This is a genomic window from Brevundimonas sp. (assembly GCF_035627055.1).
GTDB lineage: Bacteria > Pseudomonadota > Alphaproteobacteria > Caulobacterales > Caulobacteraceae > Brevundimonas.
Map to the genome: position 1 here is coordinate 259940 of NZ_DASPMM010000010.1, position 23919 is coordinate 283858.

The 23919-nt window shown below is 69.8% G+C and carries 22 protein-coding genes; 6 read left to right on the plus strand and 16 right to left on the minus strand.

Annotated elements, in window-relative coordinates; all coding sequences use genetic code 11:
* Window positions 1-9: 9 nt before the first annotated feature.
* Window positions 10-480: a GNAT family N-acetyltransferase gene (locus tag VEA98_RS05000; RefSeq protein WP_324811378.1), complete on the plus strand. Its 471-nt coding sequence runs from the start codon at window positions 10-12 to the stop codon at window positions 478-480.
* On the opposite strand, the gene smc is transcribed toward VEA98_RS05000, so the two are convergent.
* The 6 genes from smc to VEA98_RS05030 form a co-directional block, all read right to left on the minus strand.
* Window positions 477-3917, minus strand: coding sequence for a chromosome segregation protein SMC (gene smc / locus VEA98_RS05005; protein WP_324811379.1), 3441 nt, complete (start codon window positions 3915-3917; stop codon window positions 477-479). The two genes, VEA98_RS05000 and smc, sit on opposite strands and share 4 nt — an antisense overlap.
* A gap of 12 nt (window positions 3918-3929) precedes the next feature.
* Window positions 3930-4568 carry a thioredoxin domain-containing protein gene (locus tag VEA98_RS05010; protein WP_324811380.1) on the minus strand — a complete coding sequence of 213 codons (639 nt, stop codon included), beginning with the start codon at window positions 4566-4568 and terminating at the stop codon, window positions 3930-3932.
* A 7-nt stretch (window positions 4569-4575) separates the two neighbouring features.
* A complete protein-coding gene (locus VEA98_RS05015; protein ID WP_324811381.1) occupies window positions 4576-5223 on the minus strand; it encodes a thioredoxin domain-containing protein in 648 nt (215 codons plus the stop codon).
* A 218-nt stretch (window positions 5224-5441) separates the two neighbouring features.
* Entirely contained in the window at window positions 5442-5852 is a 411-nt protein-coding gene (locus tag VEA98_RS05020; protein ID WP_324811382.1) for a hypothetical protein, read from the minus strand.
* On the minus strand, window positions 5849-6160 hold the full coding sequence (locus tag VEA98_RS05025; RefSeq protein WP_324811383.1) for an autorepressor SdpR family transcription factor: 312 nt from the start codon (window positions 6158-6160) through the stop codon (window positions 5849-5851). Before VEA98_RS05025 ends, VEA98_RS05020 begins: the two co-directional genes overlap by 4 nt.
* 85 nt (window positions 6161-6245) lie before the next feature.
* Window positions 6246-6812, minus strand: a complete 567-nt coding sequence (locus VEA98_RS05030; protein ID WP_324811384.1) for a DUF721 domain-containing protein — start codon at window positions 6810-6812, stop codon at window positions 6246-6248.
* Between the two features lie 21 nt (window positions 6813-6833).
* Here VEA98_RS05030 and mutY point away from each other — a divergent pair, with 21 nt between their 5' ends.
* Entirely contained in the window at window positions 6834-7886 is a 1053-nt protein-coding gene (gene mutY / locus VEA98_RS05035; RefSeq protein WP_324811385.1) for an A/G-specific adenine glycosylase, read from the plus strand.
* Here mutY and VEA98_RS05040 read toward each other — a convergent pair.
* The 4 genes from VEA98_RS05040 to VEA98_RS05055 form a co-directional block, all read right to left on the minus strand.
* Window positions 7883-10030 (minus strand): glycogen debranching N-terminal domain-containing protein, encoded by a 2148-nt coding sequence (locus VEA98_RS05040; protein ID WP_324811386.1) that lies wholly within the window; start codon window positions 10028-10030, stop codon window positions 7883-7885. The genes mutY and VEA98_RS05040 overlap by 4 nt on opposite strands.
* A gap of 125 nt (window positions 10031-10155) precedes the next feature.
* Window positions 10156-11268 carry a glycosyltransferase family 4 protein gene (locus tag VEA98_RS05045; RefSeq protein WP_324811387.1) on the minus strand — a complete coding sequence of 371 codons (1113 nt, stop codon included), beginning with the start codon at window positions 11266-11268 and terminating at the stop codon, window positions 10156-10158.
* Between the two features lie 115 nt (window positions 11269-11383).
* On the minus strand, window positions 11384-12148 hold the full coding sequence (locus VEA98_RS05050; protein ID WP_324811388.1) for a hypothetical protein: 765 nt from the start codon (window positions 12146-12148) through the stop codon (window positions 11384-11386).
* A 144-nt stretch (window positions 12149-12292) separates the two neighbouring features.
* Window positions 12293-13372, minus strand: a complete 1080-nt coding sequence (locus tag VEA98_RS05055) for a site-specific DNA-methyltransferase (RefSeq protein ID WP_324811389.1) — start codon at window positions 13370-13372, stop codon at window positions 12293-12295.
* A 135-nt stretch (window positions 13373-13507) separates the two neighbouring features.
* Here VEA98_RS05055 and VEA98_RS05060 point away from each other — a divergent pair, with 135 nt between their 5' ends.
* The 3 genes from VEA98_RS05060 (at window position 13508) to VEA98_RS05070 (ending at window position 18610) form a co-directional block, all read left to right on the plus strand.
* Window positions 13508-14770, plus strand: a complete 1263-nt coding sequence (locus tag VEA98_RS05060) for an alpha/beta hydrolase (RefSeq protein ID WP_324811390.1) — start codon at window positions 13508-13510, stop codon at window positions 14768-14770.
* Window positions 14771-15199: 429 nt separating this feature from the next.
* Window positions 15200-17890: a pyruvate, phosphate dikinase gene (gene ppdK / locus VEA98_RS05065; protein ID WP_324811391.1), complete on the plus strand. Its 2691-nt coding sequence runs from the start codon at window positions 15200-15202 to the stop codon at window positions 17888-17890.
* 243 nt (window positions 17891-18133) lie between these two features.
* Window positions 18134-18610, plus strand: a complete 477-nt coding sequence (locus VEA98_RS05070) for a porin family protein (protein WP_324811392.1) — start codon at window positions 18134-18136, stop codon at window positions 18608-18610.
* A 61-nt stretch (window positions 18611-18671) separates the two neighbouring features.
* On the opposite strand, the gene VEA98_RS05075 is transcribed toward VEA98_RS05070, so the two are convergent.
* On the minus strand, window positions 18672-18935 hold the full coding sequence (locus tag VEA98_RS05075) for a hypothetical protein (protein WP_324811393.1): 264 nt from the start codon (window positions 18933-18935) through the stop codon (window positions 18672-18674).
* Window positions 18936-19066: 131 nt separating this feature from the next.
* On the opposite strand from VEA98_RS05075, the gene VEA98_RS05080 reads away from it, so the two are divergent.
* Window positions 19067-19546 (plus strand): hypothetical protein, encoded by a 480-nt coding sequence (locus VEA98_RS05080; protein ID WP_324811394.1) that lies wholly within the window; start codon window positions 19067-19069, stop codon window positions 19544-19546.
* A gap of 3 nt (window positions 19547-19549) precedes the next feature.
* On the opposite strand, the gene ychF is transcribed toward VEA98_RS05080, so the two are convergent.
* From ychF to VEA98_RS05105, 5 genes are all read right to left on the minus strand, one after another.
* On the minus strand, window positions 19550-20647 hold the full coding sequence (ychF, locus tag VEA98_RS05085; protein ID WP_324811395.1) for a redox-regulated ATPase YchF: 1098 nt from the start codon (window positions 20645-20647) through the stop codon (window positions 19550-19552).
* A 74-nt stretch (window positions 20648-20721) separates the two neighbouring features.
* Window positions 20722-21204, minus strand: a complete 483-nt coding sequence (locus VEA98_RS05090) for a copper chaperone PCu(A)C (protein WP_324811396.1) — start codon at window positions 21202-21204, stop codon at window positions 20722-20724.
* A gap of 73 nt (window positions 21205-21277) precedes the next feature.
* Window positions 21278-21898, minus strand: a complete 621-nt coding sequence (gene pth, locus VEA98_RS05095) for an aminoacyl-tRNA hydrolase (protein ID WP_324811397.1) — start codon at window positions 21896-21898, stop codon at window positions 21278-21280.
* Window positions 21899-21974: 76 nt separating this feature from the next.
* Window positions 21975-22661, minus strand: a complete 687-nt coding sequence (locus VEA98_RS05100; RefSeq protein WP_324811398.1) for a 50S ribosomal protein L25/general stress protein Ctc — start codon at window positions 22659-22661, stop codon at window positions 21975-21977.
* A 146-nt stretch (window positions 22662-22807) separates the two neighbouring features.
* The gene (locus VEA98_RS05105) at window positions 22808-23899 is read right to left on the minus strand and encodes a hypothetical protein (protein WP_324811399.1); all 1092 of its coding nucleotides are present in this window, start codon (window positions 23897-23899) and stop codon (window positions 22808-22810) included.
* Window positions 23900-23919: the final 20 nt, after the last annotated feature.

Sequence of the window (23919 nt, forward strand, 5' to 3'; positions counted from 1 at the left end):
CTTGGCCGCATGCCCAGTTTCACCCGGATCGATTTCCGCACGTCCGACGCGCAGTCCGTCGGCGATCCCGCTGATCGCCGGCCCCGGCTGCTCGAGGGCGAGGCCCTGCACCGTCAACTGCGGCCCCTGCTGGAAGCCGACTACCCGGCCCAGATCGAGCGGATGATCGGAGAAGGCGCGCGGCTCGCCCAGTTGGTTGACGAGGGCGAGGTCCGCGCCATCGCCCTCTGGCGGGTGTTCGAGACCACCTACTGCGGCCGCCGCCTGGAAATCGAGGACCTCGTTTCCAGTGAAGCCCACCGTTCACGCGGCTACGGCGCGGCTCTTCTGCGGTGGTTCGAAGCCCAGGCGGTCGCGCTCGGCTGCCCGACCACCACCCTGCATTCCGCGGTGCATCGCGACCGGGCCCATCGCTTCTACTTCCGCGAAGGCTTCCACATCATGGGCTTTCATTTCAGTAGGCCGAGCGGCGGCCGTTAGGCGGCGACGATCTCTTCGGCTTGGGTCAGGTCCACGCTGACCAGCTGGCTCACCCCACGCTCGGGCATGGTGACCCCGTACAGCCGGTCCATGCGGCTCATGGTCACCGGGTTGTGGGTGATGACGATGAAGCGGGTGTCGGTGCGCTTCCGCATCTCGTCCAGCATGCGGCAGAAGCGGTCGACGTTGGCGTCGTCCAGCGGCGCATCGACCTCGTCCAGCACGCAGACCGGCGCCGGATTGGCCAGGAAGACCGCGAAGATCAGGGCCGCCGCCGTCAGCGCCTGCTCGCCCCCGGACATCAGGCTCATCACCGACAGCCGCTTGCCCGGCGGGCAGGCGTAGATTTCCAGCCCCGCCTCCAGCGGATCGTCGCTTTCGACCAGCTTCAGCTCGGCCTGGCCGCCGCCGAACAGCGCCTCGAACAGGGTCTTGAAGTTGTCGTTGATGATGTCGAACGCCGCCACCAGCCGCTCGCGGCCCTCGGCGTTCAGTTCGTCGATGCCGTCGCGCAGCTTGGCGATCGCCTGGGTCAGGTCCGAGCGCTCCACCTTCATGGTCTGCAGCCGGTCGCCGTATTCGCCCGCCTCATCCTCGGCCCGCAGGTTCACGGGACCCAACGCCTCGCGCTCGCGCTCCAGCCCGTACAGCAGGCTCTCGGCCCCGGCGGCGTCCGGCGGCCGGGCGATGGCGTCGTCGGTCAGCTTCTGCCCGAGCTCCTCCGGCGACATCTGCGCCGTCTCGCGCAAATTGGCCTCGGTCTCGGCCAGCTTCTCGGCGGCGGCCTCGGCCCGCGCCGCCAGTCCGGCCCGGGCTTCGCGCGCCGAAGACGCCGCGCTCTCCGCCGCCCGCGCCGTCCGGTCCGCCTCGCCCGCCTGCCCCTCCGCCAGCGCCAGCGCGTCCGCCGCCGTCTTCCGCCGCGTCTCGGCCGCCGTCAGCGCATCCAGCAGGGACGAGCGCTGCGCCGCCAGCTGCTCCGGCGCATCCGCCGCCGCCTTCAGCCGCGCCGCCGTCTTCTCCGCATCCTTCTCCAGCGCCGCGATCCGCGCCGCTGCGTCCTTCGCCCGCGCCGCCCAGCTGTCGCGCTCCCGCGTCAGACCGTCCAGCCGCGCCTGTCGCCCCGCGACCTCGCGCGCCTCGGCGTCGCGCTCGACCCGCGCCGTCGCCGCCGCGCCCCGCGACGCATCCGCCGCCGCCCTTGCGCCCGTCAACTCGGCGCGCAGCGCCTCCAGAGTCTCCGACGGCGCCTCGACGCCCAGCGCCTCCGCCAGCGCCGCCTCCGCCGCCTCCACTTCGGCCGTCAGCCGTCCCAGCGTCTCGTCCAGCGCCTGCGCCCGCGCCTCCTTGCGCGCCTGCTCCCGACCCAGCGCCTCGACCCGGTCCCGCGCCGCCGTCACGGCCTTGTCCAGAGCGAAGGGCTCGGCCCTCGCGGTCTTCACCGCTTCCTCGGCCGCGCGGAACGCCTCCGTCGCCGCCTTCTGCACCGCCTGCGCCGCCTCCAGCGCCGGCTTGCCCTCGTCGATCTCGGCCTCCAACTCGGACAGCCGTGTCCGCTGCGCCAGCCGAACGGCGGCGGGACGCGGCGCCTCGGCCCGCTGCACAAAACCGTCCCAGCGCCACAGGTCGCCCTCGCGCGTGACCAGCCGCGCCCCGACCGGCAGGCTCCTGGTCAGCCCCTCGATCTCCCCGCGCGTGGCCACGCCGCACAGCGCCAGTCGCGCCTTGAGCTGATCCGGGGCCGACACATGGTCCGCCAGCGGCTCCACCCCCTCAGGCCAGACGGGGGAGGGCGCCTCGGCCCCCGCCCAGTAGGCCGCCGCCCGCGCGTCCAGCGCCGCGTCCAGATCGTCGCCCAAGGCTGCGGCCAGCGCCGCCTCATAACCCTTGTCGGCCTGCACCCGGTCCAGCGCCGGCGGATGCTCCCGCTTGCCCTGCACCAGCAGCTGCGCCAGTCCCCGCGCCTCGGTCTGCAGTCGCCCCAGCCGGTCCTCGGCCGCCCGCGCCGCCTGCCGCGCCTCCTGCTCCGCCCGGGCCCGGTCGCCACGCCCGGCCTCCGCCGCCTCGACCGCCGCCCGCGCCGTCGCCAGCTCCAGCTGCGCCTGATCCAGAGCCGCCTTCGCGGCCTCGATCTCCGGCGTCTCCAACGGCCCCAGCGCCTCGCGTTCCGCCTTGGTCGACGTCAGCTGGGCCTCCGCCCGCGCCACCCGGGCCTCGGCGTCCCGCTTGCGGGCGGTCTCGGCCGAGACGCGAGCCTCGACCGCCGCGACGGCGCCCGCGACCCGCTCCACCTCGCCGTCCGCCGCCTTGCGCCCCTCTTCCGCCGCGGCCAGCGCCGCCTCCAGCTCAGGTCCCCGCGCGGGCGCCGCCGCCATCTCCGCCTGCAGCGCCTCCAGCGCCGCGCCCAGTCGGGCCAGCTCCTGACCTGCGTCCCCGGCCATCGCCGTCTCGCGCTCGATATCCGCCGCGATCCGCGCCGCCTCGGCGGTCAGCCGCTCGACCTCGGCCCGCGCCGCCTGCTCGGCCATGTCCAGCCGGTCGCGCTCCAGCGAGGCGCGGTGCAGCAGGGCCCCCGCCACCGCATCCTCCTCGCGCGCCGGCTTCAGCGCCTCCCGGGCGTTCAGCGACGCCGTCTGCGCCCGGCCTGACGCCGTCGTCGCCTCCAGCACCGCCCGGTCCGCCTCGGCCAGTTCCTGCGCCGCCGCCTCCGCCGCCACCCGGGCGTCGTTCCAGCGCACGAACAGCAGCGCCGCCTGCAGCGCCCGGATCTCGGCCGAGATCTTCTTGTATTTCTCCGCCTGCCGCGCCTCGCGCTTCAGCCGGGTCAGCGTCGTTTCCAGCTCCCGGCCGATGTCGTCCAGCCGCTCCAGGTTGGTTTCGGCCGCCTTCAGCCTCAGCTCGGCCTCGTGCCGCCGGGTGTGCAGCCCCGCGACACCGCCCGCCTCCTCGAGGATGCGCCGCCGATTCTGCGGCTTGGCGGCGATCAGTTCGGAAATCTGCCCCTGCCGCACCAGCGCCGGCGAGTTGGCGCCGGTCGATGCGTCGGCGAACAGCAGCTGCACATCGCGGGCCCGCACCTCCTTGCCGTTGATGCGGTAGGTCGAGCCCTGGCCCCGGTCGATGCGCCGCGACACCTCGATCACGGCGCTGTCGGTGAACGGCTGCGGCGCCCGGCGCTGCGTATTGTCGATGGTCAGCTGGACTTCGGCGTGGCTGCGCGGCGGGCGGTTGGCGGCCCCGGCGAAGATCACGTCGTCCATGCCCTGGCCGCGCATGGCCTTGGCCGAGTTGGCCCCCATGACCCAGCGCAGGCTCTCCAGCACATTGGACTTGCCGCAGCCGTTGGGCCCGACGACGCCGGTCAGGCCCGGCTCGATATGCACTTCGGCGGGATCGACGAAGGACTTGAAACCGACGAGCCGAAGGCGCTGGAACTGCATCCTGCTAGCGGGTCACCGGCCGTCGAGCAGCGGCTGGATCAGCGGTTCGAACGCCCTGACCGAGTAGGACGGCAGGGCCTCGGACACCCGTTCCCCGTTGAGGAAGAAGCTCGGCGTCGTGTTCACCCCGTCGGCGAAGGCCTGCTCGGCGCGGCTTTCGATTTCCGCAAACGAGGATTCGTTGCTGAAACAGGCGACCATCTGCTCGCGGGTCAGGCCTCCCGCCTGGCCCGCGACGCTCAACCAGTTCAGGACCGTCTCATGGGACGGCGGCCCGGGAAGGGCGCGGAGCTGCGCCTGGCCGCGGAACAGCGCGTCCAGCACGACGTCGTAGGTCTCTTCCGGCGCACAGCGGGCCATCACCGCGCCGGCGACGGCGACCTGCTGCGGCGGCGTCGGCAGATCGCGGAACGCCACTCGCACCTTGCCCGTATCGACAAAGGCCGCCTTGAAGGCGGGGAAATCCCGCGTATGCCAGTCGGCGCAATGGGGGCAGGTGGTCGACAAATAGACCGTCAGCGTCACCGGCGCGTCGGCCGAGCCCACGGTCCGGTCACCCGGCCGCACCGACTCGATCGTCTGGGCGAGCGCCAGCGCGGGCGCGGCGAGCGCGATCAGCAGCGTCAGCAGGAACCGCGAGAGCCGCTTCACCGCCCCATCAGCCCTTGGCCAGCTCGGCTTCGATCGCCTTGGACAGGTCTTCCATGCTCGGGCCTTCGCCGCCCGGCGTGATCACCTGGGTTCCGTTGACGAAGAAGGCGGGCGTGGTGGTGACGCCGGCCTTGGTCGCCGCCTGGGCCCGGTCGTCGGCCGCCTTCAGCGCGGCCTCGTCGGTGATGCAGGCCTGAACCTCCTGCTCGCTCAGGCCGACGCCGTTGCCGACCCGCATCAGCGTGGTGCGCGGGTCGCTCACGAAAGCGCGCTGGTCGGACATCAGTTCGTGGACGACCTGGAAATACCGGTCCTCTCCCGCACAGCGCGCCACGGCGAAGCCGGCCACGGCGACCGGGGCCGGCGGCGTCGGCAGTTCGCGGAACACGTAGCGGACCTTGTTGGTGTCGACATAGGCGGTCTTGAACGCCTCCCAGGTGTTGTCCTGCCAGGCGGCGCAGTGCGGGCAGGTGACCGAGGCGTATTCGACCACCGTCACCTTGGCGCCCTCGGGCGCGCCCATGGCCATGTCGCCTTCGGCGGCCGCGCCGGCGCCCCCGCTGTTGCAGCCTGCCAGGGCGACCATGGCGGTCAGGGCGGCGGCGGTCATCGCGGCGCGGCGGCTCATCGCGGCGTAACGGGTGGTGGCGCTCATGGAGTCGTCCTCACTGCACGGGGGGTGGAGAGCATCGCGCGATTCCCCGAAATGCGCGCGCCCGGGTCTGGGCGACAGACCGGTCAGCGCCAGTCTATCGTTGAACAGCCGATCTAGCCAAAGAAGATCGGCGGCGCCAGCGGCTCTGGCGCCGGCGCCATTCCAGCCTCGGGATCAAGGCGCGATCGTGACCGCTGCGCCGCGGACCGCCTGACCGCTCAGGTCGAGGCGCCGCCGTCGCGGCGGCAGGTCAGGAAGGCCCAGGCGGAGTAGCCGACGATGAAGGCGGTCGCCCCGCCCAGGACGATCATCGAGGCGATGTTGGCGAAGTCCAGCGGCGCGAACGCCCAAAGCCCTGCATAGATCAGGCTGGCCAGCATCAGGGACCAACCGCCGACCCGCAGCACGGATTGGGCGGCGGCCTCGGCCCGCGGCGTCCCCCGCGGGCGATCCAATTGCTTGGGCATCAGGTTGGCGTAGGCGGCGAGCATCAGGCCGATCAGGACCTGCATGATCCGCTTCGCCGTGTCGTCGCCGATCCATCCGGCGTTTTCGGCGTACCCGAGCGCCAGGGCGGCGCCGATGATGAAGGCGGCGAGGGCGATCGCCGGAATGAGGCGGTTGGTCATGACGGGGTGTCCTTTCCGGAAGCGTCTGTCCGTTGGGCGGGTGCGCCGGCCCCGATGCCGAAGGCCTGGCTGAATCCCAGCAGCGCGTCCTCGAGCACCGACAGCTTGAGCCGGTAGGTGATGGTCGTGCCCTGTTTGTGGGCGTCGATCAGGTCAGCCTCGCGCAGCACGTTGAAATGCGCCGACATCGTCGGCTTCGAGACCGCGAAATGCTCGCTCAGTTCGCCTGCGGTCATTGGCGTCTGGCGCAGCAGCTCCAGCACCTTGCGGCGGGTCGGGTCGGCCAGCGCCTTGAAGACCTTGTTCATGCCTCGTTATTTAGCTAAACATCGAAACAAGTCAAGCGGGGTTTTGCTCGGTGTCGCGGCGGGGGAGGGGCGGGCGAGCTGGCCTTCAGTCTCCGGCGCGGTCGCGGCCCTTCTGCGGATCGCCGAGGACGGCGCGGCCGAGACGCTCCAGCGGTCCTTTCAGAGGATCGGGAGCGTCGGCCAGTCCCGCCTTCAGTTCCGCTTCCTGATACGCCGGCAGGGGACGCGGGCCCGCCGGCGGGCGGCCCGGTTTGGACAGTCCGGCCGGCGGCTTCACCGGACCTTGGGCGATGCTCAGCTTGTCGACGCTGCCCGGACCGAGGAACAGGTTGACCCTCTGCAGAATTTCCTCCGACTGGTGCTGCACCAGCAAGGCCGCTGGCCCGGCCACCCGCAGTTCCAGCGTGCCGCCCGCGCCGCCCCGGCCCTTGCTCAGTTTCTGCGGTCGAGTCACCCGGGCCAGCCGCTCGCCGACGATCTCGGTCCAGCGCGGCTCCAGCGCCGACGCGCCGCGTCCGAATTTCGCGTCGAGTTCCTTGATCAGCCCCTGCAGGGCTCTCCCGGCCCTGGGCGCCGGCCGGGGGGCCGGACGAGTGCGTCGCCGCGACAGGATTTCGCGGGCCTCGGCGTCTGTGGGCAGCTCGCGGCGCATTTCCGGTTTATAGCGCGGGGAATGCCCGCCGTCCCCGCTGAAGTCCCCATACAGGTCGCAGACGACCGGAGCGCCATCCGCGCCGCGCTGCTCGGCTGGTATGACGTTCATCGTCGTGTGCTGGCGTGGCGGCCCCGCCCGGGCGCGCCGCGGCCCGATCCCTACCGGATCTGGCTGTCGGAGGTGATGCTCCAGCAGACCACCACGCCGCACGCCACGCCCTATTTCGAAGCCTTCACGCAGCGTTGGCCGACCGTCGCCGATCTTGCAGCGGCGCCGGACGCCGAGGTCATGGCCGCCTGGGCCGGGCTTGGCTACTACGCCCGCGCCCGCAACCTGCTGGCCTGCGCCCGCGCAGTCGCCGGCCGGCACGGCGGCGTCTTTCCCGACACGGAAACAGGCCTGCTCGCCCTGCCCGGAATCGGGGCCTATACGGCCGCCGCCGTGGCCGCGATCGCCTTCGATCGCCCGGCCAACGTCGTCGACGGCAATGTCGAGCGCGTCATGGCCCGGCTGTTCGCGGTCGAGACGCCCCTGCCCACCGCCAAACCCGAATTGAAGCGGCTGGCGGGCACGCTGGTCACGGATGACCGCCCCGGCGACTGGGCCCAGGCTCTGATGGACCTCGGCGCCACCGTCTGCCGTCCCGGCCGACCGCTGTGCGAGCGCTGCCCGCTGACCGCCTGGTGCGCTGCCTTCCAGTCGGGCGAGCCCGAACGCTGGCCGCTGAAAACGAAGAAGGCGGATCGGCCCCGTCGTCATGGCGTGGCCTGGGTGCTCCGTGACGACCAGGGCCGGATCGCCTTGGTCCAGCGCCCGGCCAGGGGCCTGCTCGGCGGCATGCTCGGCCTGCCGACGTCGGCCTGGTCCGCCGCGCCCGTCGAGGCCGCGCCTCCCGCTGCGGCGGACTGGCGCGACGTCGGCGCGGTGGAGCACGTCTTCACCCATTTCGCCCTGACGCTTTCGGTGCAGGCGGGGCAGGGCGCCGGCGAGTTCATCTGGCTCCAGGAGGACGAGGCCTTGACGTCCCTGCCGACCGTGTTCCGCAAGGCGCTGGAGCGGGGGCTGGCCTAGCCCAGCGTCCGCACCGTCACCGGTCCCTTCTGCCGCTTGGGAATGGCGACCGTGTGCGTCCCGAGCTGCTGGAAGGCCAGGTCCGCAACGCTGTCGCCGACCTGCAGATTGGTGATGTGCAGCCGGTCGATGCCCGACGGCAGCAGCGGCCGGTCGACCGTCACCACGCCCTCGATCGCGTCGATGCTGACCCCGAGCGCCGCCTGCAGCATCAGGAAGACCGATCCCGCCGCCCAGGCCTGCGGCAGGCAGGCCACGGGATAGGCCACGGGCGGCTCGCCGGGCACCCGCTCGAAACCGCAGAACAGTTCGGGCAGGCGCAGATGGAAATGCGTCGCCGCCGCATAGATCTCGCCCAGCAGCAGGGCCACGGCCCGGCGTTCCCCGTATTTCGCCATGCCGGCCGCCGCCATCGCCGTGTCGTGCGGCCAGACCGAGCCGTTGTGGTAGCTCATCGGATTGAAACGCGCCTGGCCGGTGGCCAGGGTCCGCAGGCCCCAGCCCGACCTGAACTCCGCCCCAAGCATCCGCCTGGTCACCGCCCGGGCCCGCTCCGCCGAGGGCAGGCCGGTGAACAGCAGGTGGCCCGCATTCGATCCGATCGAACGGCACGGCTCGCCCTCGCCGTCCAGGGCGATGGCGTAGAACTGCTCATCCTCCAGCCAGAACCGCTCTTCCACGAGGGTGCGCACCGCCCCGGCCCTTGCCGCCCATTCGGCCTGCCGCTCGTCGCCGGTCAGCCGGGCCATGTCGGCCATCGCCTCCCAGGCGGCGTAGGCGTAGCCCTGCACCTCCAGCAGGGCGATCGGCCCTTGGGGGAAGCGCCCGTCCCGGTGAAAGATCGAGTCCTCGGAGTCCTTCCAGCCCTGATTGGACAGCCCGGTGTCCGCAGCGCGCTGATAGCTGATCAGGCCGTCGCCGCTGACGTCGCCGGACTCCTTCATCCAGCCGACCGCCGCGATCAGGTTGGGCCACAGGGCGCGGATGGTCGCGACATCCCCGGTGCGCTTCAGATAGGCCCCTGCCAGCGCCACGAACAGGCAGGTGGTGTCGACCCCGCCATAGTAGAGGCCGAACGGCACCTCCCCCAGGGCGCTCATCTCGCCGCCGCGCGTCTCGTGCATGATCTTGCCCGGCGCCGAATCCTGGAAGGCCGAGAACTCCGTCGCCTGCCGCATCGCAAGGTAGGTCAGCACGCCCTTGGCCAGGCTCGGGTCGAGCCACAGCATCTGCCAGGCCGTGATGATCCCGTCGCGCCCGAACGGAGTCGAGAACCACGGCACCCCGGCGTAGGGATAGGGCCCGGTCGGCAGGTCGGTGGTCAGCAGCGCCACGTCGGCCCGGCTCTGGTCCAGCCAGTCGTTGAAGCGAGGGCTGCGCGGCCCCCGGATCGAGGCCCCGCGGCGCCGCCGCCGCCGCATCGCCATCCGCGCCTGCACCGCGTGGAGCCGGTACCGGTTCTCGTCGGGCGCCTCGCAGGCCCCCGGTCCGCATTCGACATACAGGTCGATGCGCCGGCCCTGGGGCAGGCTGAACATGAACTCGGCTCGCGACGACGTCAGCCGGGCGGGCGGCTCCGAAAACGCCAGGCAGCTGCTGCGCCGCACCCCGTCGACGCCCGTGTAGCGGAACGTCACCCGCCGTCCGTCCGCGGTCGGCGTCTCCTGCGTCCCCCGCTTCGGTCGCGCCGTGCCCCGCACCTGGAAGATGTCGGCGAAATCCGCGGCGAAGTCGAAGGCCAGCGGCAGCAGCACGTCCTCGATCCCGTGGTTGAGGATTCGCACCCGTTCGAACAGCCGCCGGTCGAAGATGAAGCGCCGGCGCTCGATGTGCAGCACCCCCGCCGGGGCCGAGCGCCCGCCCATCGGCGGCAGCGGCCGGTTGGTCGAATGGGCTGTGAAGAAGACGTTGTCCTGGCTGATGCCCGAGCTCAGCCGTGACGGCCGCGCCAGCCCCGCCGTCATCACGAAGCGCGACAGCAGCCGGGTGTCGCTGTCGAACAGGCCGTCGGCGCCGCCCTTCATGTCCCCCCAGACATCGGCCACCGCGAAGGTGTCGGCGTCCTTCAGCGCCATCAGCTGTTCAAGGCCGTCGGCGTCCTGCGACTCGGCGGCCGTGACCTGAACTGTATAGGCGTCGTCCATGCGTTACCCCGGATCGGCGGCGGTGGGACCCGACAGGGCGCTGAGACTGCGGGCTCCTGATGGCGGCAATGGTACGCTAATGGACAAACCCGCCGGAGGTTCAGGCCCGTTGACGCCCGGCGCCGTCAGACCGCGCTGGCGAAACTGCGGTCCTCCAGCGGGCGCAGCGGCGTCACCACGTCGTCCAGAGGGTCCTCCGCGAAGGGGCGGCGGGCCAGCAGATCGCCGTAGACGTCGAGGTAACGCCGGGCCATGGCCGTGGCCGAGAAGCGCAGTTCGAACCGCGCCCGTATGGCCTCGCGGTCCAGCAGGTGCGCCCGGGCCGCGGCCGCGACGGCCTGTTCCACGGTCTCGACCAGATAGCCCGTCGCGCCGTCCTCGATGATCTCCGGAACCGAGCCGCAGCGGAACGCCACCACCGGCGTGCCGCAGGCCATCGCCTCGATCATCACCAGCCCGAACGGCTCGGGCCAGTCGATCGGGAACAGCAGCGCTTCCGCTCCGCCCAGGAACGCCGACTTCTGGTGATCGCCGATCTCGCCGACGAACTCGACCAGCGGATTGCCCTCGACCAGCGGGCGGATCACCGTCTCCCAATAGACCTTGTCGGCGGCGTCGATCTTGGCCGCGATCTTCAGCGGCTTGTTCAGCTTGGTGGCGATCTCGATCGCCCGGTCGGGGCCCTTCTCGGGCGAGATGCGGCCGAGGAAGGCCAGATACCCGCTCGGCGCCTCGGAGAATTTGTAGAGATCGCCGGGCATGCCGTGGTGCACCGTCGCCTTCCAGTTGGCCAGCGGCAGCGGCCGGCGCTGGTCGTCCGAGATCGACACCAGCCCGAACTCCGGCCAGCGCTCATAGACGCCCGGCAGGTCCTTCAGGTCCAGCCGGCCATGCAGGGTGGTCACCGTCTTGTCGGCGTAGCGGGAAAAGAACGGAAAATGGAGAATGTCGGTGTGGAAATGGATCACGTCGAACTCGTCGACGCGCTTCAGCACCTCCGACAGCTGGCTCATGTGCGCCGCCAGATCCGACTTCAGCGGATTCGGGTCGAGCCTGATCGCCTGGTCCCGCACCGGGATCAGCCGGGCGCGGGTCTCGGCGTCGGCGGCCGCGAACAGGGTCACATCATGCCCCAGGTCGACCAGGGCGTCGGTCAGATGGGCCACGACCCGTTCGGTGCCGCCGTACAGTTTCGGCGGGACCGCCTCATAGAGGGGCGTGACCTGGGCGATCTTCATGGCGCGCGCTCTCGATGTCGGAATCCGGACAGTGAGATTAACCTTCGCACTTGCGAACGGTTCCTCGCCGAATGACGGTATCCGCCCGGTCCCGGCCTCTACGGGAGTCGGCTGCTCACAGGCACTCGCAATAGACGTCGAACCGGGCCCAGCTGTAGGTCATGACCCCCAGCCGGGTCTGGTCGAAGTCCATGACCGCCGGGTTGCCCGTGCAGGTTCCGGTCTTGCAGGCGCCGGGGCAGGCATAGCCGGCCGCCGTCTTGCGCATCTTGGCCATCAGGTTCTCCCAGCTGCGCGCCGTGCCCCAGCTGAGGTCCCAGTCGGTCAGACCCTGGGCGATGGGCAGGGTGCCGCCGCAGGACTTGCCGCCGACCGGCTCCTCCGTGGTTTCGGAAATCTCCGTCCAGTAGTCCCACCACCAGGAGAGGCCGTAGAGGATGATCAGGATTTCGATCAGCAGCGCCCCGACGGTCGCGGCCCCGATGCCGGCGACAGTCACCCCGCCGATCGTGACGCTGCCGCCCGCGGCCGCCGCCTCGGCTCCCGCCGCCACAGCCCCGGCTCCGCCCGGTCCCAGCGCCCGCAGGTGGAGGTAGATTCTGTGGACCAGCCATTTCAGCTGGTCCCGGATGAACCAGTGTTCGAAATAGCGCAGCAGGTGGGCGATGAGGGCCTGCAGACGTTCGGCGATCGCGATCAGGTTGGCGCGGGCGGCGGCGGGACCGGCCGTGCGCGCGGCCTGAATGGCGTCCCTCAGGGCCCGATACAGGGCCTCCGCCTGGGCTCGCTGCTCAGGCGTGAGTTTGGACCAGATGCGCTCGAGCATCTGTTCCATTTCCCTGAGCAGGGCTTCCAGCTGTTCGGGGGAAAGTTCCGGCATGGCGTTCCGGATCGCTCGGCGGCGATCCGCTCCCTGGTGAACGAGGGAACTCTGGAAATCGCACTGGGCACATGACCGGCGAACCTGGCCGGAAAGCGGGACCTTACGCCTGTCCCGACCGGACGTCGAATCCAAAGACCGGTGTTATTGCATCCCGGCCCGGACCTCGGCCCGCAGGGTGTCGATAGACCTCAGCCCCTGATCCGACTTGAAGCGCCAGTAGGTCCAGCCGTTGCAGGCGGGGGCGTTCTCGAACAGCGCCCCCATCTTGTGGATCGAGCCGCTCAGCGACCCCGACACCAGCGACCCGTCGGCCCGGACCCGCGCCTCGCGCTCGCCCTTGGGGCAGTACAGCCGGTCGCCCGGCCGAAGCAGGCCGGCCTCGACCAGCGCCCCGAACGGCACCTTCGGCTCGGCCCGTTTGGAGCCCATCACCGCCAGGTCCTCAGGCGCGGCGGGGATCACCGCCTTGATCCGCTTTTCGGCCACCTTGGCGTAGCCCTCGTCGCGCTCGATGCCGATGAACTGCCGTCCCAGCCGTTTGGCCGCCGCCCCGGTCGTGCCGGTGCCGAAGAACGGGTCTAGCACCACGTCGCCCGGCTTCGTCGCCGCCAGCAGCACGCGGTGCAGAAGGGCCTCGGGCTTCTGGGTCGGATGCGCCTTCTTGCCGTCGGCGTCCTTGATCCGCTCCTCGCCGGTGCACAGGGCGAAGGTCCAGTCGGACCGCATCTGGGTGTCTTCGTTGAAGGCCTTCAGCGCGTCGTAGTTGAAGGTGTAGCGCTTTTGCTCGCGGCTCCGCGCGGCCCAGATCAGCGTCTCGTGGGCGTTGGTGAACCGGGTGCCCTTGAAGTTCGGCATCGGGTTCGACTTGCGCCAGATGATGTCGTTCAGCACCCAGAAGCCCAGGTCCTGGATCGCCGATCCCAGGCGGAAGACGTTGTGATAGCTGCCGATCACCCAGATCGAGCCTTCCGGCTTTAGCACGCGCCGGCATTCCGTTAGCCAGGCGCGGGTGAAGGCGTCATAGGCGGCGAAGCTGTCGAACTTGTCCCAGTCGTCGTCGACCGCGTCGACCAGGCTGTTGTCGGGCCGCAGCAGGTCGCCGCCCAGTTGGAGGTTATAGGGCGGGTCGGCGAAGACCATGTCGACGCTGGCGTCGGGCAGGCCCTTCAGCACCTCGATGCAGTCGCCCCTCAGAACGACGTCGGTCTTCCACCCGGACATTCTCTTACTCGGCCCCGTACAGATTGGAGACCGAGTGGTGAATCATCGCGGTTAAGGGCGGGTTAGCCCGTCGCATTTCGCGGAACGAACAGAGGTCCGTAGTGTTGGGAGTGGCGCTGGTCCGAAAGTATCCCGATGATCCTGTTCGCCTTTCTCCAACGCCTCTTCGCCATCGGGTCGCTGGCGATCTTCGCCGCCGCGGCCTGGCTGCTGTGGCGCTGGTATGACGCCGACCACCTCGCCGACGTCCTGGGGGTGACCGAACCGTCCAGCGCCGGACTGTGGTGGGGCGCCGGGCTGATGGCCTTCAGCCTGCTGGGCCGCCTGCCGGTTCTCATGCTGCTCGGACGCAACGAGACGACGGCGCCCCCGCGCCGGGCGGCGAGCGTCGAGGTTCCGGGCGCCGACGGCGCCGTCCTCCATGTCGAGACCGAAGGCGCGAGCGAGGGGCCCGTCCTCGTCTTCACGCACGGCTGGGGTCTCTCGGCCCGCATCTGGGCCGAGGCGAGGGCGGACCTCGGCGCCCGCTTCGGCCTCGTCTTCTGGGATCTTCCCGGCCTTGGCCGTTCAGGCCGCCCGACCGCCGGCTATTCGATCGAAGGCTTCGCCGAGGACCTGCATGCGGTGATCGACAGTCTTCCGGAAGACCGGCCGCTCATCCTTGTCGGCCACAGCATCGGCGGCATGACGGTCCAGACCTTCTGCGCCCGTCACCCCGAACTGCTGAACCGCCGCGTCGCCGCCATCGTGCTCGAGAACACCACCCACACCAATCCGCTCGAGACAATGATCCTCTCGCGCGTGTTCAGGCCGCTGCAGCCGGTCATCGAGCTCGCCTGCAAGCTGGACATGGTGCTGTCGCCGGCCCTCTGGGTGATGAACTGGCAGGCCTACCTCAGCGGCTCCACCCACGTCGCCGCGCGCCTCGCCGGGTTCGGCACCCGTCCGACCCGGGAACAGCTGGACCGCACCGCGCGGCTGCCGACCAAGAATTCCCCGGCGGTGCAGGCGCGCGGCAACCTCGCCATGCTGCACTGGTCGGTCACAGGGCGTCTGCCGCGCACCGACGTGCCCGCCCTGGTCTTCGCCGGCGGCCGCGACCTGATCACCAAGGACCATGCCGGCGAGACGATCGCCGCCGCCCTGCCGCAGGCCCGGCTGATCCGCGTCGAGGACGCCGGCCATATGGGTCCGGTCGAAAGGGCCGCCTTCTACAACGAGCAGATCGGCGATTTCGCCGAGTTCGTCCGTCTTCTGCGCAGCCGCCCCGCCGCCCCCTCGCGCCGCTCCTTCCTGTCGCCCGACGCCGACCTCGCGCCACCCGCGCGGCCGGACGATAAGCCGAGGGAGCGGGGAGGGCCGGAACTCGGCGTCCGTCCCGCGGCGCGCCCGATCTAGGCTGGGGAAGCGGTGGCGACGGCCTGCCAACTCATACCCTGCCATCCCGGCCAATCCCCGCCATTCCCTGCCATCCCGTACCCCAACGACCACTGGTCGGGAGCCGGCGGGGACCGCCTGCGTCCGCTTCTGACGCAGGCGCGTGCTCTCATGGCGCAACAGGGGCGAACGGCTCTGCAGGAGGCCGGTCCTGGGCGTCCTGGGCGCCCAGAGCGTCTGGCCCGGGGAACGAGGAGGAGTGCGGGAGTGTCGGGATGACAGGGTTCCGCGATTTTCGAACGACAGGGTCGGCAGGGGCGGAACCGTCACAGCGGCTCACGTTTTGTTACACCCTCAGCCTCGCCTTGCCGCGTCCGGCGCGGTAAGCGGGGCCCTGCACCGCGAGGGATGCGAGTCCCGCGCGACGGACAACGGCTCAGGGGCTGGTGAATGACTCAGTGGGTGTACGGCTTCGGCGGCGGCTCCGCCGACGGCGACGCGTCGATGAAGAACCTTCTCGGCGGCAAGGGCGCGAACCTCGCCGAGATGTCTTCGCTGGGCCTGCCGGTGCCGCCGGGCTTCACCATCACCACCGAGGCCTGCGTCCACTACTATTCGAACGGCCAGTCCTACCCGGCTGACCTTGAGACCCAGGTCGCCGCGGGCCTGAAGAAGGTCGAGGGCATCGTCGGCAAGACCTTCGGCGATCCGAAGAATCCGCTGCTGGTCTCGGTCCGGTCCGGCGCCCGCGCCTCCATGCCCGGGATGATGGACACCGTCCTCAACCTCGGCCTCAATGATGAGACGGTGGAGGGGCTGGCGGCCCTTAGCGGAGACCGCCGCTTCGCCTTCGACAGCTACCGCCGCTTCATCACCATGTACTCGAACGTGGTGCTGGGTCTGTCGCACGACGATTTCGAGGAGGTGCTGGACGACCACAAGGACCGTCTCGGCGTCACCATCGACACCGACCTGTCCGCCTCCGACTGGGAGAAGGTCGTCCTCGACTACAAGCGGGTCGTCGAGGACAACCTCGGCCACGCCTTCCCGCAGGACCCGAACGACCAGCTGTGGGGCGCCGTGTCCGCCGTCTTCGCCAGCTGGATGAACGACCGGGCCAAATTCTACCGCCGCATGCACGACATCCCCGAAAGCTGGGGCACGGCGGTCAATGTCCAGTCGATGGTGTTCGGCAATATGGGCGACACCTCCGCGACGGGGGTGGCCTTCACTCGCAACCCGTCGACGGGCGAGTCGAAGCTTTATGGCGAGTTCCTGATCAACGCCCAGGGCGAGGACGTGGTCGCCGGCATCCGCACGCCCCAGTCGCTGACCAGGGCGGGCCGCGAGGAGATGGGCGAGACCGCCCCCTCGATGGAAGAGGCCATGCCCGAGGTCTTCGCCCAGTTCGTCGATGTCGTCGGCCGGCTGGAGAGCCACTACCGCGACATGCAGGACATCGAGTTCACGGTCGAACAGGGCCGCCTCTGGATGCTGCAGACCCGCAACGGCAAGCGCACCGCGAAGGCCGCATTGAAGGTCGCTGTCGATCTCGCCGCCGAGGGCGTGATCTCGCAGGAGGAAGCCATCGGCCGGGTTGAGCCGGCGGCGCTGGACCAGCTCCTGCATCCGACCCTCGACCCGAAGGCGGAGCGCAAGGTCGTGGCCGCCGGTCTGCCGGCCTCTCCGGGCGCGGCCACCGGCAAGGTCGTCTTCGACGCCGACGAGGCCGAACGCCTGTCCCAGCTGGGCGACGCCGTCATCCTCGTGCGTGAGGAAACCTCCCCGGAAGACATCCACGGCATGCACGCGGCGCGCGGCATCGTCACCGCCCGGGGCGGCATGACCAGCCACGCTGCCGTGGTCGCCCGCGGCATGGGGCGGCCCTGCGTCTCCGGCGCCGGCGAAATCCAGATCGACCACCGGGCAGGGACCTTCACCGCTCGTGGCCGCACCTTCAGGGCGGGCGAGGTGATCACCATCGACGGCTCGAAGGGCGAGGTGCTGGATGGCGCCGTGCGGATGATCGAGCCCGAGCTGACCGGGGACTTCCAGACCCTGATGGCCTGGGCCGACAAGGTCCGCCGCCTCAAGGTCCGCGCCAACGCCGAGACGCCGCTCGACGCAAAGACCGCCCGCGGCTTCGGCGCCGAGGGCATCGGCCTGTGCCGCACCGAGCACATGTTCTTCGACGACGCCCGCATCGCCGCCGTGCGCGAGATGATCCTCGCCGATGACGAAGCCGGCCGCCGCGCCGCCCTGGCCAAGATCGCGCCGTTCCAGAAGGCCGATTTCGTCCAGCTGTTCGAGATCATGGCCGGCCTGCCGGTCACCGTGCGGCTTCTGGATCCGCCGTTGCATGAGTTCATCCCGCACACGGACGCCGAGATCGACGCCCTGGCGGAGACGCAGGGCCTCGACGCCGCCAAGCTGAAGCGCCGGGCGAAGGAGTTGCACGAGACCAATCCGATGCTGGGCCACCGCGGCTGCCGTCTCGGCGTCGCCTATCCCGAAATCTACGAGATGCAGGTCCGCGCCATCCTCGAGGCGGCGCTGGAGGTGAAGAAGACCGCCGCCGAGGCCCCCATCCCCGAGATCATGCACCCGCTGGTCGCCCTCGGTCTGGAGATGAAATACCTGCGCGAGCTGACCGACCGCACCGCCGAGGCCGTCTTCGCCGAGGCCAGCGACCGGGTCGACTATCTCGTCGGCACCATGATCGAACTGCCCCGCGCCGCCCTGCGCGCCGGCGACCTCGCCGAGCACGCCGAGTTCTTCAGCTTCGGCACCAACGACCTGACCCAGACCACCTTCGGCATCAGCCGCGACGACTCAGGCCGCTTCCTGCAGGCCTATATGGACAAGGGCATCTTCGAGACCGATCCCTTCGTCCGCCTCGACCGCGACGGCGTCGGCGACCTGATCCGCATCGCCGCCGTGCGCGGCGGCGCGGCCCGTCCCGACATCAAGATGGGCATCTGCGGCGAGCACGGCGGCGATCCGTCCTCGATCGCCTTCTGCGAACAGGTCGGCCTCGCCTACGTCAGCTGCTCCCCCTACCGCGTCCCCATCGCCCGCCTCGCCGCCGCCCAGGCCGCGCTGGACGCCCGGGCCGGGACAGAGAGGGAAAAGGATCGGTAGGAAAGCGGGTCGCCAGAATAAGAACACGATAAGGTCACGGTTGACGTACCGGCGTCTGTGTCACCCGGTGCACAGTCAAGCATCAGTCGTTGAGGCGGACTGGAACACCTTCAACAACCGCCCATTTCTGTCACCGCTGGATGGGGCTGGTCACCGCAGAAGTGACCACATCTAGAGGATACAGAAACAATGCGTAACGTTCTTCTCGCGACTGCTGCACTTTCTCTTTTCGCTGCGCCGGCCATGGCGCAGAGCTTCTCGGATCCGCAATGGACGGGTTCGGTCGGCTACACCCACCTCGACAGCGGCGACCAGAGCCTCGGCGCGGTCACCGGCCGGGTCGGCGCCAAGCTGTCGCGCTATATCGGCGTCGAGGGCGAGGCCTCGTTCGGCGTCAAGGACGAAGACGTCACCATCGGCGGCGTCGACGGCACGGTGGAGCATGAATACGACGCCGCTCTCTACGCCGTCGGCTCGGTCCCGGTGAGCGAGAATTTCGAGCTCTTCGGCCGCGTCGGTTACGGCACCACCTCGATCAAGGCCGACGTGGCCGGGGTCACGGCCAGCGAGGACGGTGAAAGCCTGAACTACGGCGCCGGCGCCAACTACTTCTTCGATGGCCAGAACGGCCTTCGCGCCGACTGGACCCGCCGCGATTTCACCGACGATCAGGGCGGTGAGATCGACACCTACGGCCTCAGCTTTGTGCGCCGCTTCTAGGTTCTGGAACGACGAAGGCCCGCGGCGATCGCCGCGGGCCTTTTCGAAAACTGCCGATGCTTCAGGCCACGCCGGGCTGCAGCGCCCAGCGCATCGACCCTTCGCCGAACGGCTTGAAGAACAGGTCGCGGTAACGCTCGAACACCTCGACGATCCGGTTGGCCAGATCCTGGGCGACCGTCTCGCCGCGCTGTCGCTTCATCGCGCAGACGCACTGGACGACGTCCTTCTGGTGGGCGGACCCGCCCATGCGCTTGAGCACCGCGGCGATGTCCTGCGCCAACGGATCGATCTGCGCTGCCCATGGATTGGTGTTCTGAGTCATTCGGGACACCCCCTTGTTCTCGACACAGGAGAACCGGTCGCAAATACTGGCGGGGGATGCAAGCGTGACCGCGAATTCGTGATCGGGGCGAACCCCACGGAGCCCGGTGCCTCGCGACGCGTTTCAGCGCCATGACCCGGATCTGTTCCAGCCTGTTCGTCGCCCTCGCCGTCGCCGCCTGCGGCCCCGGCGATCCCAATCCTCCGACAGACCCCGCCGAGCCGATCGATACGCCTGATGTGGCCGCTTCGCCGGCGCCGCGGCCGCCGGGCAGGGGCTCGATCCTGCCGGGCATGGGCCCGCGCAGTTTCGTGGGCCGCTGGGCCGCGGACGTGTCCTGGTGCCCGAACACCACTGGACCTGAACGCCCGATCGAAATCACCACCACCCGGTTCGAGGGCTATGAGAACAGCTGCGCCATCAGCGCGATCGATCAGGTGGCGGATGGCTATGAGGCCGTGCTGACCTGCACAGCCGAGGGGACCGTCTCCAATGAACGCGTGCGGATGGCGGTGTCCGGCCAGGCCATGCGCCTGACCTGGCTGAACCGTGACAACGCCGTGGTCACCCTGACGAAGTGCACCACCCTGGAGGACACGCCCGCCGGTTAGGTCTCAGCCGTTGAACAGGAAATGCATCACGTCGCCGTCCTTGACGACGTAGCTCTTGCCTTCGGCCCGCATCTTCCCGGCCTCCTTCGCGCCCGCCTCGCCCTTGAGGGCCACGAAGTCCGGGTAGGCGATGGTCTCGGCGCGGATGAAGCCTTTCTCGAAATCGGTGTGGATCACCCCCGCCGCCTGCGGCGCGGTCGCCCCGATCGGAATCGTCCAGGCCCGCGCCTCCTTCGGGCCGACCGTGAAATAGGTTTGCAGGCCCAGCAGCGCGTAGGCCTCGCGGATCAGGCGGTTCAGGCCCGGCTCCTCCAGCCCCATGCTCTCGAGGAATTCCGCCTGCTCCTCCGGATCGAGCACCGCCAGTTCGGAATCGATCTTCGCCGAGATCACGACGGCCTTGGCGTTGTCCGCGGCGGCGCGCTTGGCCACCAGGTCCGACAGCTCATTGCCCTTGTCAGCAGAGGCCTCGTCCACGTTGGCGACATAGAGCGCCGGAAGGGAGGTCAGCAGCTGCAGCATGTGCCACGCCTTCAGATCCTCCTTGTCGACCTGAACGACGCGCGCCGGCTTGCCGCCGCGCAGGGGCGTCAGGGCCATGTTGATCAGGCGCAGCGTCTGCTGGGCCTCCTTGTCGCCGCCCTTGGCCTTCTTCTCCACGTTGACGACCCGCTTTTCGAGGCTTTCGAGGTCGGCGAGCATCAGTTCGGTCTCGATGATCTCGAGATCGGAGATCGGATCGATGCGGTTCTCGACGTGGGTGATGTCGTCGTCGACGAAACAGCGCGCCACGAAGGCGACGGCGTCGCAGTCGCGGATGTTGGCGAGGAACTGGTTGCCGAGGCCCTCGCCCTTCGACGCGCCGCGCACGAGGCCGGCGATATCAACGAAGGTGATGCGCGAGGGGATGATCTCCTTCGACCCGGCGATCTGCGCGAGCACATCCAGCCGCGGCTCCGGCACCGCCACATCACCGGTGTTCGGTTCGATGGTGCAGAAGGGATAGTTGGCCGCCTGGGCCGCCGCTGTCTTGGTGAGGGCGTTGAACAGGGTGGACTTGCCGACGTTGGGCAGGCCGACGATCGCGACTTTCAAAGCCATGGGGGCTGGGTTTTCCTTGCTGAGCGCGAGCCTTTAGCGGCTAGCGGCCGATTTGTCAGGCTCGGCGGTCGCCGTCAGTGGGCGGCGTGGCCGTAGTCCGTCGTCGCGGGTTGGCCGACGGTGGCGCTCACCTCGATCGGGGCGGCGGAGGCGAATGTCAGGGTCAGCGGCACGGCGTCGCCGGCCTTGAGCGGCTCCGCGACGCCGAGCAGCATGATGTGGTCGCCGCCGGGCTTCAGCTCGACCGCCTGACCGGCGAGGAGAGGCAGGCCGCCCTCGACTTCGTGCATCATCATCATGTTGCTTTCGATCCGGCTCTCGTGGACCTGAACGCGACCCGCAACGGGGCTGGTGATGCCCATGAGCCGGTCGTCCGCAGCGGAAGTCAGGGTCAGGTAGCAGCCGGTGGTCTGACGTCCGGGCGGCGTGGGGCGGCACAGGGCGCCGCTGGCCTGGACGGTCGAGGCCGCCTCGGGCGCGGCCTTTTCGCCCGGCGAACAGGCGGCGAGCGCGCCCGCGAAGGCGGTCAGGATGACGAAGGGCTGAGCGCGGACCATCGGAAATGCCTTCTGTGAGAGCGGGGGTCTATCGTTCGGCCGGCGGCCCGACAAGGCGGCCGCGTGTCACGGCTCAGCCTTCGCCGCGCGCCGCCTGGCGGGGGCTGAATTTCGGAGCCGGCGCCAGGCGCATGACTTCGGCCTGGTAGCGGTCGTCGTCGCCGGCGAGGGCGAAGGGCAGGGCGTCGGCGACCGCGGTCAGCATGGCGTCCAGCCACGGCTGGTCGGCCTTGTGGAAGTCGCTGAGGACATAGCCGTGCACCAACTGGGGCTCCCCCGGATGTCCGACGCCCATGCGGGCGCGCCGGAAATCGGGGCCCAATTGGCTGATCAGCGAGCGGACGCCGTTCTGGCCGGCCGCCCCGCCGCCGCTCTTCATGCGGAAACGCCCCGGGGCGAGGTCGATCTCGTCGTGGAAGACAATGACCTCCGATGGCTTGATCTTGTAGAAGCGCGCCGCCTCGGCCACGGCCCGGCCGCTCTCGTTCATATAGGTCTGCGGCTTCATCAGCAGGACGCGCTCACGGCCCGAAGCCGTCTCGACCTCGCCCTCGCGGAGCACCGACTGGAATTTCGCCCGCTCCGGTCCGAAGGACCAGCGGCGCGCGATCTCGTCCGCCGCCATGAAGCCGATGTTGTGTCGGTTGCCCTGGTATTTCGGGCCCGGGTTGCCGAGGCCGGCGATGATGATCATGGCGGGTTCCGGATATGGAAACGGCCCCGTCCGTCGCCGGATGGGGCCGTTCCAGTAGCAGCTTGTCGCGAGAGGATCAGCCCTCGGCGGTGTCTTCCGCGGCGGCTTCGTCGGCGGCGGCCTGTTCGGTCGCTTCGACCTCGGCGGCGGCTTCAGCCACTTCGGCGTCGTGGGCCTCGTCGGCGGCGGCCGAGATGGCGGCGGACGACGTCTTGATCGAGGCGATCACGAAGTCACGGTCGGTGATGGTCGGCTCGACCTCTTCCGTGCCCTTCAGGTCGGTCCAGCGGATGGTGTCGCCCAGCTTGTGGCCGGCCAGGTCGACGATCAGGTCTTCCGGGATGTGGTCGGCGCGGACCTTCACCTCGACCGAGTGACGCACGACTTCCAGCGAACCGCCCTGTCGGAAGGCCTCGCACTGGTCCTGGTTGATGAAGTGGACGGGGATTTCGATCTTGATGGTCTGCTTCTCGTCGACGCGCATCAGGTCGAAGTGCAGCGGGCGGTCCGAGACGGGGTCGAACTGCACGTCGCGGGCGATGACCGGCTGGGTCTCGTCGCCGTACTTCAGCGTCACCAGGTGGCCGAGCAGCTTGCCGGTGTAGAGCGACTTGCGGAAGTCGCGCTCGTTGACCGAGATGGCCACCGGGGCCTTGTCGCCGCCGTACAGGACGCCCGGGACCATGCCCGCGCGACGCGCGGCGCGGGCGCCGCCGGTGCCGACGCCGTCACGGACATCAACGTTCAGAATGATCTCGGCCATCTGGCTCGCCTCAACAAACAGAAACGCCGCGCTGACGCATTGGCCCGCGCGACGGGGTCCTCGAACCCTCGAATTCAAGAGGGCGGGCTATTACACGCAGACGCCCGGTGACGCAACCGTCCGGGCGCACGGATCGCGACGGCGGTTCAGCCTTCGCTGCTCAGGGCCGCCGTGGCCGAGGCCGAAGCGGCGGCCGCTCCGGCGGCGACGGGGGTCTGCACGACGGCCGGCTCGGAGCCGGCCACTTCGGTGGCGGGGGTCGCGAGAGGCGCCGGCGTGATGTTCTGTGCCGTGCAGGTGGCCAGGTCCCGCGCCACGTGGCGGCCGATGCAGAAGATGTCCTCATAGCTTGGGCGAGACGCGGCCAGGCACTGGAACAGCATCAGCTTGGACATGTTCAGGCAGAACTCGCTGTTCTGCTCGACCGTCAGCGCCTCGGTATTGGCGCGGGCGTCCTCGCCCCCGGCGCCGAGGGCCGCCAGGGCTGCCAGGGCCAGCGAACGCACCACCGCGGGCGTGTATGGCGGGCCAGCCCGTGCCGGCGTGACCGCAAGTCCGGAGCCGCTGTTGGCGGCCGCGAACAGCTTCGCCGCCTCCTCCGCCGAGGGGAGCATCTGCACCGCCGACAGCGCCTTGGCGCCCTGCAGGCGGACATCACGGTCGGCGATCGGCACAATGGCCCAGCGGCGGCGCGGGTCCGACCGCCCCTGAATGGTGTAGGCGTCCTCCTCGACCGCATCGGCGATCGCCAGCATGATGGCGGAATCCCGTCCGATCGCTTCGGCGATGAGGCCGGCCGCCGCGTCGGCGCCGGGCAGGGTGGCGGCATAGGCGGGATCGGCGATGATGCGGGCGACCATCTCCTGGCGAATGGCCGGATCGACGGCGTAGGTCCGCACGCCCTGGACGAACTCCGGCGACTGAAGCGCCAGGATCGAGCCATAGGCGATCATGCCGCGGGACAGCTGGGTGGGTTCGTACGACGCGCCCTTGCGGATCGCCGCCTGGATCGATTCGGCGGTCTGGAATCCGGCCTGGATGGTGGCCGCGTCGCGCATGAAGGCGACATAGATGGAGGCGGCCTGGGCCACGCCCTCGTTCAGGCTGACGGCGGGCGGCGGCGGCGGCGGCGGCGGCGCGGGTTCCGGTTCCGGCTCCGGCGTGGCGCACGCCGCGAGAGCGGCCATTGCGGCGATCGCGGTCAGCGACAGGCCGCGGCGAAAACGAGCCTCAAGCATACGAAGTCCCCACCCTGGAC